General features: G+C 54.8%; 6 protein-coding genes and 1 pseudogene. 3 read left to right on the forward strand and 4 right to left on the reverse strand.

What is annotated here, in order from left to right:
* The first annotated feature begins 629 nt into the window (after positions 1–629).
* Positions 630–2,075 (forward strand): multiheme c-type cytochrome, encoded by a 1,446-nt coding sequence (locus tag RMSM_RS09940; RefSeq protein WP_008694977.1) that lies wholly within the window; start codon positions 630–632, stop codon positions 2,073–2,075.
* Between the two features lie 122 nt (positions 2,076–2,197).
* Here RMSM_RS09940 and RMSM_RS09945 read toward each other — a convergent pair whose 3' ends face one another.
* Together RMSM_RS09945 and RMSM_RS09950 are read right to left on the reverse strand one after the other, a co-directional pair.
* Positions 2,198–3,364 (reverse strand): DUF1559 domain-containing protein, encoded by a 1,167-nt coding sequence (locus tag RMSM_RS09945; protein ID WP_008694978.1) that lies wholly within the window; start codon positions 3,362–3,364, stop codon positions 2,198–2,200.
* Positions 3,365–3,570: 206 nt separating this feature from the next.
* On the reverse strand, positions 3,571–5,382 hold the full coding sequence (locus tag RMSM_RS09950; protein WP_008694980.1) for a tetratricopeptide repeat protein: 1,812 nt from the start codon (positions 5,380–5,382) through the stop codon (positions 3,571–3,573).
* Positions 5,383–5,408: 26 nt separating this feature from the next.
* Between RMSM_RS09950 and RMSM_RS39720 the strand changes: the two genes are divergently transcribed.
* On the forward strand, positions 5,409–5,810 hold the full coding sequence (locus tag RMSM_RS39720; RefSeq protein ID WP_144057531.1) for a hypothetical protein: 402 nt from the start codon (positions 5,409–5,411) through the stop codon (positions 5,808–5,810).
* Between the two features lie 274 nt (positions 5,811–6,084).
* Complete coding sequence (locus RMSM_RS09955) at positions 6,085–7,197, forward strand: HD domain-containing protein (RefSeq protein ID WP_008694983.1); 1,113 nt, start codon at positions 6,085–6,087, stop codon at positions 7,195–7,197.
* 79 nt (positions 7,198–7,276) lie between these two features.
* On the opposite strand, the gene RMSM_RS09960 is transcribed toward RMSM_RS09955, so the two are convergent.
* Complete coding sequence (locus RMSM_RS09960; protein ID WP_040765080.1) at positions 7,277–8,137, reverse strand: hypothetical protein; 861 nt, start codon at positions 8,135–8,137, stop codon at positions 7,277–7,279.
* Positions 8,080–10,293, reverse strand: a pseudogene (locus RMSM_RS40840) (hypothetical protein); the annotation flags it as partial. The gene RMSM_RS09960 and the pseudogene RMSM_RS40840, both read right to left, overlap by 58 nt.

Consider the following 10,293-nt stretch of genomic DNA (forward strand, 5'->3'; position numbering starts at 1 on the left):
TGTGTTGATCCGCTGCGCAGCCACCGCACCCACCGCCGCTATCATTTGCGGCGACGAGCCCGAGAGCTACTCACCCAAGCGGATTAGCTTGCGAGCGTCCCTTCTTTTTTGGCTGTTGAGCGTGGCCGAGAGTCGCCGATAGATGAAACGGCGCATGCTCAGTCGCGTTCAAGCACGAATTCGGTGAAAAGAATTGCGATCGGCGGCGTTTTGATGCAATTTGCGTCCGAGATCGCACCGAACTTCCTGGATTAGCTCTACGACACTAGTACTGCATGCCTCAAAAAGATGCTCTGTCCCTGTTTTGAAAGCCCTGTCCCTGTTTTGAAAGCCGGTCTAGATAGCAACAGCGCCGTCTGTAGGCGATGAGGTCCCACAATGCTTCGCGCGTTCGGATAGCAAAAAAAACGGATCGCCATTGCACGCCTGCCCCCCTTTCACATTGCCTCTTACCGTGATTGCGAGCTCGCTTTCTTGCCGTGTTTCTCTGACGTGGATCAGGGTGCAGTTGTAACGTACAATCCAACCATCCACCGCTTCGAAAAACTTGACGCGATCACCGCTCTTGTCAAAGCGACACCGTTGAGAAGCCGGACGAACAGAACATCGGGTTCCTGAGGAGCATCAAATTGCAACGCAAGTGGTTCATCGTCATTCTAGGCATCATTTTGATACCTACCTGTGTTTGGTTGTTGTATGACAATGGCGAAAACCAGCACGCACAGCAACTCATAAAGCGAGAAAAGCAACTCGAAATCGCTGAACCATCCCAATCCACCCAAACGAGAGAATTTGATCTAGCCGCATTAGCCGATCGTGGGCTTGGTCAACCACTACCCACCGAATTCTTAAGTTCGTGGGTTGCTGAGGACGAATATTGGTTTGTTGGCTATCCACGAGCGGATGTGGGTGTCGAAATCCCATTTCCACCTGGAAAAATCGCAAAGGCCAGCACCAACACTGAACCAGTAAACGAAAACCCTGGCTTTGTGGGACCTCAATCTTGCCGCGAATGCCACAGGGAAAAATTCGAATCGTTCATCCACACAGCGCATTTCCAGACCAGCCGATTGGCAAGTCCTGAAACGGTCCACGGGGCGTTCACCGAGGGACGAAATGAGATGACGACCCGCGAAGAGAACGTGACCTTCGAGATGGTCCAGCGCAACGACCAATTGTACCAGAGAGTCGATTTCTACGGATGGCGGTTTGAGGTGCCGATGCAAATTGTGTTTGGGTCAGCCAAGATGGGCGAGTCGTATCTTTACTGGCACGGCGACCAACTTTACCAGCACAACGTCACCTACCTTACTGATCCGGATCGCTGGGTCAACAGCCCGGGTTACGTCGACGGTGATGCAGCGTACGCCCGCCCCATCCCCGCACGATGCGTTGAATGCCATACGACCTACGCGGATTTTCGCGAAGAACGCAATCACTACACGCCTGGGTCGCTAATCTTGGGGATTTCGTGCGAGCGTTGCCATGGTCCAGGGCGAGAACATGTCGCTTATCATCAAACGCATCCAGATTCGCGTGAAGCAAAAGCCATTACGAACCCTCGACAATTAACACGCCAACAGCAACTCGACATCTGCGGACAATGCCATTCGGGAACGGCACCACGAAAAACGACGCCTTTTGCTTTTCGGCCCGGCGACCGCGTCACCGACCACTTTGACATGAGCAAGGCACACCTTGATGACAACCGCGTGCACACCAGCAATCAACTCAATCGATTATCGCAGAGCAAGTGCTTTCAGGAATCAGAGATGACCTGTGCCGACTGCCATAATCCACACCAGTCGGAAAGAGGCAACATGCGGCTTTTTTCGCAGCGATGCATTCAGTGTCACGACGCGCAGGCGTGCGGCATGGCGGAACAGATTGGCGAACGAATCGTTGAGAACTGTATCGATTGCCACATGCCACTTCGCAACACAAAAAAATTAAGGTTCGAGACCGCTGCGGGAAAGCTATTTCCACCGCTTCGCGATCACCACGTTCGCGTTGATGAGTTGGCGACGGAAGCCTATCTGAAATCGATTGATCCGGCTCCTGCCGTGCGGAAATAACCTACCGTTTAGACCGTCAAGGAACGATTCAGGCATTGCATAAAAAAACTTGGCCCCGCAGGACCAAGTTTCGTCAACTTTATGCATTCAGATTGAAGCTGTTACTGAATCGCCGCTCACGGCTATTCGAATGACTCCACTTCCTTCGCTGCCTTCGTTCCTAGAGCTCCCCAGAGCCCATATGGACTCTTGCTTCCCGCAGGCGGCCAAGGTCCTCGCACCTGAACCGGCGCTTGATTTTGGTTACCAGACTCGATGCTGTCGGTAATAAATTTCACCGCCCCATCAGCCATCAGGACATGACATCCACCTTGGTGACGACTTCCTGCCGATAGGTAACCTTCATCACGATCATTGTTAGCGATTGCGCTGACACCATTTGGCGGGATAATTGTTTGGAAGCCCGAGTAGGTCAGATAACCATCGGCCCATCGGCTACCACGCGCAAAGGTATTCCCGGCGGCCAGGAAACTTGGCCGTGCTGGGTCACGACTGTCTTTGTTGATTTCGGCAGGTTCGTGGGGCGAGCCGCCCGAGAACGATCCACCGACTCGCAAGACGTCGCCGACGACCGATCGGTCGCCGAGTGAACAACCAATTTCCCCTACGGCGATGGTGTTTGCGGTACCATCAAGAATATCGCGGAATTTTGTAAAGTGTCGCCCAACAAAGACGCCACGCTTCGTAGCACCACTGCGTTCGACCACCCAGTTTTCGTCGCTATCGGGGCCTTGCTGCCAACTGTTGTCGTCCCGATAGTAACCTTCCTCGTTTTTTCCACCCAGGTTGGTCATGTTTGAGGCATCCCCCACGCAAGCTGCGTAGTTCGTGTAGCCAAGACCGGTCGACGTGGCCGGATCACTCGGGCAGCGGAATGTCGCCAACTCGGTCGTCCAGGGCTCGTACCCCGTCTTCCACGGCCCCGGCCCCATCGCAGGATAATTGCCCAGCGGGTTGCTGATTTGCTCCCACAGTGCTTGCTGCTCGACAAATGGCAGAATTCCAACAAGGAAGCTAAGCCTTCGCACATTGCTTTTGTCGGTGTTCCGAGCACCATCTTTGTTGATGTAAGTGCCGCCCATGTGCTCTGGGAACCGACCGTAGGCACTGTGATAGTTGTGCAACCCCAAACCGATTTGCTTGACATTGTTACTGCACTGCATTCGCCGTGCGGCCTCACGTGCCGCTTGAACCGCAGGAAGCAGCAGACCAACAAGAACGCCGATGATTGCGATTACCACCAACAACTCAACAAGGGTGAACCCTTGCCGCACTCGAAGAAACTTCATAAAAGACCCTCAAAAAATCGAAAAGAACTTTGATCGCCGCGCAAACATTCAGATAAAGCGACAAAACGATCCCTAACCAACAGCTTAGTGGGACAGGCATCCCCTGTCAAATCGCAAAAAATGTCAGTCTATACGTTCCACCAGGTTGCGTTGCTGCTCTATATGCTCTGGCATCTTGTGGCTGGGGAGATGAATGCCAACGAAGATTAACGACCCATGCCCGAAATCCGCTGAACACCACGTGCAGCCGACTGATCCGAGGGGTCAATTTGGAGGGCCCATTGATACTGCTGCAGCGCCGCTTCTCGGTCCCCGATCCGCTCTAAGCTCGCACCAAGCGCTCTTGCCACCGACGTCAACTCTGGATCAATGCTCTGGGCTCGCCTGAACGCTGCAATTGCCTCGTGATGGCGACCATCGGCAGAGTAGGCGCGTCCTAGGTTAAAGTACGATGCCGCCGATTCGGAATCGATCTGTAGCGAGCGTTGCAGCCATTGAATGGCCGTATTTATATCACCGTTTTTTCCTGCCGCTGCTCCGACATTCATATAAGACGTAGCCAGCAACCGCTTTTCATCGTGAACCCGCCAATTACAGAGGATCGCCAGCGAAAGCATCGTGATCCCTGCGTAAGCAAGCGAACGCCAATCACGCGATCGTAAGCTGCCAATCGCATCCCAAAATCCAATGGCAGCCCAAATCACTAATAACGGCACCAACGGCTGTCGATATCGGCCGAGGATAAAAAACCCGACAATCGCCAAAGACATCGTCAGCAACAAACTATAGAGCAGCCAAAGCCGGCGGACATTTTTTAACTTGAGCAGCATTCCCCAACAGGCGATGGGCAGAAGAACGCCGAAGTTCCACAATGGCAGAGACACCGCCAACGGCGTCGATGAGAAGCGATACACCTGAATGCTTTCGACATCGGGAACTTCGTATCGATTCACTAACATGGCTGATTTCATCGCCATCAGCCGTATCCAATCGATCGGATGCTGAACGATTTCTGCCCAGGCGCGTTGCATCCAAAATCGAGAGACCTGTCGTGGCGACAACTCTTGACCGGTTTCAGCCTCAGCCAACCATTCCGCGTCGGACCGCTCGTAAACCGGAGTGCCTCGACCGGCAATCAAAGGAATGTAAATCCCATTGGCTCCGTGATGATTCCCGATGTAAAAGTTGGGCCCTGCTTGAAAGGTCGTCGGAGACCATTCGCCGCCAAGGTAGGCATTTCGCGCCGCGACGGGGAACAAAATAAGGGCCGCGCCGCATCCAAAACACGCTGTCGCGATGCAACGACCACGCAAAGCAACGCCGCATAACCCCCACAGTAACCAGCAGGGTACGAGTGGAACCCACAGCAGTGCGTTCTCACGCGTAAGCACAAGCAACGCTAGCGTCACCCCGACCAGCGCAGCTACTTGGTAGACCACCGCCAAGCGGCGGCGGCGATGAAGAAACGCGAGGGAGGCAAGGAATGCTGCCAGCAGAAAGGACGCCAATCCGGCTTTCTGGATGAGCGTGTCATAATAAATGGCGGGCGGATAAACGGCCAGCATCGTCGCAGCGGTCAACCCGATTCGCCGGGTAAACCACCAACGCCCTGCAAAGGCGATCAAGGCAACGGTCGCGGCGCCCATGCAGCCTTGCACAATTCGCAACATCGTCAAACTTTCGAAGCCGATCGTTTGCAGAACCGCTAAAAAGTAGGGGTAAGCTGGCGCTTGATAGAAAGTTGACTCACCAAACCATTTGCCGGCGGCAATTTCATTCGCCCAAGCAAGGTAGCCTGCAGAATCTCCCACCGGCGACTGAGACGTGGGGACGCCGAACGTTTCTAAAACGTGCAGTATCCGCAAGAATAACGCGACAACGCAGACAACAAGGACCGATCCTAAAAAGAATCGATCCGCGTTTCCCCGCGGCTTCTCCTGATGCCGTCCGCCAGAATCGGTTTGCTCATCGACAACCTGCTTGCGAGCTTTGCCGGCAGAACGCTTTGACTTGGGCATGATACTCCAAAAATCGCGGTCAATCGTTGGCTACCGCCGAATGGCGAATTGGCGGTGCAAAGCTCGTTCATTCAACCAAGCCGCGACAATGTCATTGCGACTGCCGCGGGCGTGACTTTTCAGTACGTACGCGGTTGTCCTACTGCTCGATGGGCGTCGATGGCGCCTCGTCCAACGCATCCGCTTCTGCTTCCAAATTTGGTGCAGGCTCAGCCTGGCTCGTTCCTTCGGACGATCCACAACCCACGATGGCCAATGAAAAACAAACCGTCAAAATTGCAAGACTATTCCAGATGACAGACATATTCCAATTCTCTTTTCTTGATAGGGGTATCAATCGACCGCATGAGCCTGTAGCCGAAGCATTAAAAAAGCCGCTGGCGAACACAGAAATGCTTCCGCAACAGCCATTCAGTCCAGCTTTCTGAAAACAAACAGAAGCCCGTGCGATCTACGAAATAACGACTGCTCAAGCTAATTCAAACCGCCCACGACGTCCAGTACTGCAAGGGGGAAGGATGAGAGCACGGAAAACTGAGAATCATCTTGCATCAACTCTTCGACATAGTTGAGCCATGCGACTGCGGCGGCCAGCCTTCGCAAAAAACATCTTGACAGTTCGGGCGAAACGACGAAGACTGGAGAGGTGACTTAACACTTCTTTGCTCGATCTTTCTCGGTTTGCATCGCCAAACCTTTTGAATGTCATCGCCAAAACTTCGCCGCCAAATTGCTTGGGAAGCGGCACGCTTGATGTATTCTCGCGAATGCAGCGAATACTTTAATGCCAAACAAAAAGCGGCCCGTCGAATCTACCGAGGCTGGATCAAACCAGCCGACTTGCCCACCAACGCCGAAATCCGCGAACAGGTGCAATTGCTTGCCCGTATCAGCGAAGGCGACCAAGGATACTCGCAACGTTTGCTAGAGATGCGATTGCGAGCGGCATGGTGGCTGCGAAAACTGACGCCGTTTCACCCCAAATTGATCGGCAGCGTGCTGACCGGCAGTATCCGCGAAGGCTCGGATATCGACATCCATGTGTTTGCCGCTTCGCCGCAATCGATTGCCATCGTGCTGGATGAACAGGGCGTTTTCTATCATATGGAGCGGAAACGCGTCGAAAAAAATGGCGAGCAGCGTGTGTTCACCCACCTGCACGTGCGAGACCAATTCCCGGTGGAATTGACGGTGTACCATCCATCACTGCTGGGGTTCAATTTCCGCAGCTCGATCACCGGCAAACCGATCGAACGCGCTGGGATCGCCGAACTCGAGCGAGTGATTGCGATGGAACATGACGTTGATGCCAATGGGCAAGCCGAACAATTGTTGACGATGGATGCGTGTCCCGATCGATCCAACGTGTTTCTTTCGCTATTGGTACCACTGGAAAACGTGAGGCAAAGCCCACGCTACCATCCCGAAGGAGACGCATTGTTTCACAGCATGCAAGTCTTTGCACTGGCGAAAGACGTGATGCCATATGACGAAGAGTTCTTGTTGGCGGCGCTACTGCATGATGTCGGTAAGGCGATCGATCCAGACGACCATGTCGCCAGCGGTTTGGAAGCACTGGAGGGATTCATCAGCGAGCGAACCGCTTGGTTGATCCAGCATCACATGGAGACACATAAGATCCATGACCGCACGATCGGGGCGCGACGCCGCAAGCGTCTTGCCGCTCACCCTTGGTTCGAAGACCTGTGTTTGTTAGGGGACTGCGATCGCGCAGGCCGTGTTCCCGGAGCAGAGGTAGAAGAGCCCGAGGAAGCACTGCAATACATCGAGCAGCTCGACGAAATGTTTGAGTGAGCCCGGTTTTATCGGTCGATCACACGCGGTGGCCGGTGGGAACCGGCCCTACGGATTCGAGGATCTTTGGCAAGATCCACTACGGAGAGCCGATGGCGCGGCGGAATGAGTCAAAGGCGTCTTGATAGGCCGCAGGCGGTGGCGTTCGGTTGCCGGAATCGCGTAGTCCTCGCAATGCATCGGCTTGCTCGCGACGCTGGCTGGTCGCCCGTGTCGGTGGACGCATCCCCAAACTTTCTAATGCTTCGGTCAATTCACTCTTGGCATTCGGATCGTTTGGATTGGCGTTGTCTAATTCACGAACCGATTTCCAGCGATCTACAAAACGCTGCATATCGTCTTCGGTCCAATTCAGATCTTCCAGTAGCTCTTGATCGGGTTGATCGCGAGTTTCTTCGAGATAGTCGAGCACCATGTCAGTTGACTTCTTGGCGTATTCAAGATCGATCGGGTCAGGAGTCGGAGGCAAATCGGCGGCCGCTTCGCCAGTGTCCGCTCCCGAACCAGCGCCGTTGCTGCCCTGGCCCGACGACGCCGAAGGTTGATCCGAGGCATCTTGAGGCTGGCCCGCTTCGGATGACGACTCGGAATCCATCCCCGAGTCGCTAGGTTGCCCCGATTGCGACTCGCTGCCTTGCGACTTCGGGTCTTGATTAGCTTTGGACGTGGAATCTTGAGGGGCGCCGGATTTGGATGGTTTTCCCTCACTTCCCTGTTCTCCATCGCTGCGTTGCTGTCCTTCTGACGTCTCTCCCTGTTTCTCAGCTGCTCCTTCGCCTTGCTCTTGGCCGCCGCCGTCTTGATCGCCACCAGCTTGTTCACCGCTGGCTTGTTCACCGCTGGCTTGTTCGCGACCGTCTTGATCGCCACCAGCTTGTTCGCTCATCGGATCGCTGCCAGCTGCTGGTTCGCTTCCGGTTTCGCCGCTTTGATCGCCCACTTGCGCATCGGTTTTCTCGTCCGTTTGCTCGCCGGATTGGCCAGCCGCATCGTCACCTTTCCCTCCACCGGCGTCTTGTTCGCCGGCTTGGTCTTGATTGCCCGCGTCGCTTGACTCGCCCGCGCTACTTTGCTTCTCTGTCTCCGCATCGCCCGCGGCTTCGCTACCGGCAGGCTCGCCCCCTGACTCTGCATCACCAGCTCCGCCCTCGTCCCCAGATTGCTTGTTTGCCTCGGACGGATTGCCAGCTTTATCACTCGATGCCGATTTGGAATCCTCGCCACCGCCGGACTCGTTGCCGCCAGACTCGTTGCCTTGAGCGGACTCGCTGTCTTGTTTTGCCCCGTCTGTTTTTGAGCCATCGGTTTTTGAACCGGATTGATTTTCGCCGTTTTGATCCGACTGAGGTTCCGACTTGGCCGCAGAATCACTTTGCGTTCCTTGGCTCGCTTGTTCTTGCTCTTTTTGTCGAGGTAGTCTCGGATCCGCTCGAACGCTTCGCCATCATGTTGAGGCGTTTCAGGCTTTCCGCCACCATTTGATGAATTCTCGGATCCTGAAGCCCCTGCGGAACCCGCTGCCGGAGACTCACTGGATTGCGGGTCCGAGCCGCCCGAGTTGGATCCATCTTGATTGGCTGAATTCTGTTTCGAAGGATCGATCATCCCTTCTTCTTCTTCTTCTGCGCCTTCTTCTGCCCTGCCCTGCCCTGCCCCGTTTTTGGAATCGCCAGACGACTGGCCTGTGTTCTGTGGATCGTTGGACTTAGAGCCTTGCGACTGATTTCCAGCACCTTGATTTCCAGTAGCTTGATTGCCTGCCTCGGCGTTTTGGGAAGCGTTTTCGTCGCCGGACGGATTTTGGTTGGGATCGGCATCACCTTGAGCCGACGGATCGCTCCCCGAGTCACTGCCGTCCGCGTTGTCCATCGCATCACTGGATGGTTTTGAATTCGCGTTCGAGTTTGAATTCGATGCATCGCCCTGACTCGAACCGCCCTGCCCTGCACCGCTGTCTTCGGACGAATTTTCATCACCACCTTCGTTTTGATTTCCCGACGGTTTTCCATCGCCGCCGGATGAACCGGATTGATTTTCTTGATCGCCGTCTTGAGGTTCGCCCGACTCGCCACCTTCGCCGCCGCCCGACGAACCGCCTGATTGATCACCCGATTCACCTTCACCGCCCGAGGCCGACGAACCACCGGAACCGCCCTGCCCTTCATCGCCCGACGAATCACCGGCATTGGGATCCGCTGCGGGCTTGTTATCAGGCGAGGACAAACCGTCGCCCGCCACCGGTTCTTTCGGGACTGGTTCGCTCATCGTAATACGAAGTTCCACGGGGTCCGTTTTTGTGACGTTAGGCTCAACCAACGGATCGGATTCATCGTGACGGTTGTCGGTTGCAATCGCCGTGACTTGAACCCTATCACCTACGCGAAGAAAATGCTCGTGAGGCCGAAAACGATACTCGGCAATCTGGTTTCCTTTCTTGCCAAGCTCATCGCTCCACAGTGTCGCCCGTTCGAGCACTTCGATTCCACGGCGGATTTCAATTTCGATTTGCTGCAACCCAAAATCGGCATCGGCCGCATGAATTTCGATCATCTGCTGAGCGTCAATCGGGATATTCTTCGGTGATTGCTGCGGCATCACGATCGTGACTTCGGGCGACAAGTCCGCGTTAACGCGAATTGGATACACGATCGGCGTTGGATTAGTCTGCCCAATTTTGTCCCAAACCTTGATGCGATAACTTTCCAATTGGACCGCAGAGGATCGTTGGCGTGCATAGCGAACGGGAAAGGTATAGGTGACGAGCGTCCCCGAATCATCAATGCTCATCGCCGACTCACCTGCGGTAGCATGCACGAGGTCGCCGAGCGGTTTCGGATTGAATTGGATCGTCGCTTTATCGATCGGACGATTGGTTCGTGCGGTTACCGTGACGCGTGTTCCATCGAGCGCGGTGATCGCCGCACTGCTGCGGGTGTGAGGTTGCTTTTGCGTGTAGGCCGGCGGCACGTATCGAATCGACTGAACGGCAACGACGGGCACGTCTTGAACGCTCAAGTAGTAAGGTCCCGCGACATCATCGCCTGCCACAATTTGATAAGGCACTTGACCGGACGAGGCGTGATCGAGTGACACCTC

This window comes from Rhodopirellula maiorica SM1, from assembly GCF_000346295.1.
GTDB lineage: Bacteria > Planctomycetota > Planctomycetia > Pirellulales > Pirellulaceae > Novipirellula > Novipirellula maiorica.

Bases quoted from the DNA above. Each gene is read 5' to 3' on its own strand.
- RMSM_RS09950 (WP_008694980.1), bottom strand. From the start codon at position 5,382: ATGCCCAAGTCAAAGCGTTCTGCCGGCAAAGCTCGCAAGCAGGTTGTC.
- RMSM_RS09945 (WP_008694978.1), bottom strand. From the start codon at position 3,364: ATGAAGTTTCTTCGAGTGCGGCAAGGGTTCACCCTTGTTGAGTTGTTG.
- RMSM_RS09955 (WP_008694983.1), top strand. From the start codon at position 6,085: ATGTCATCGCCAAAACTTCGCCGCCAAATTGCTTGGGAAGCGGCACGC.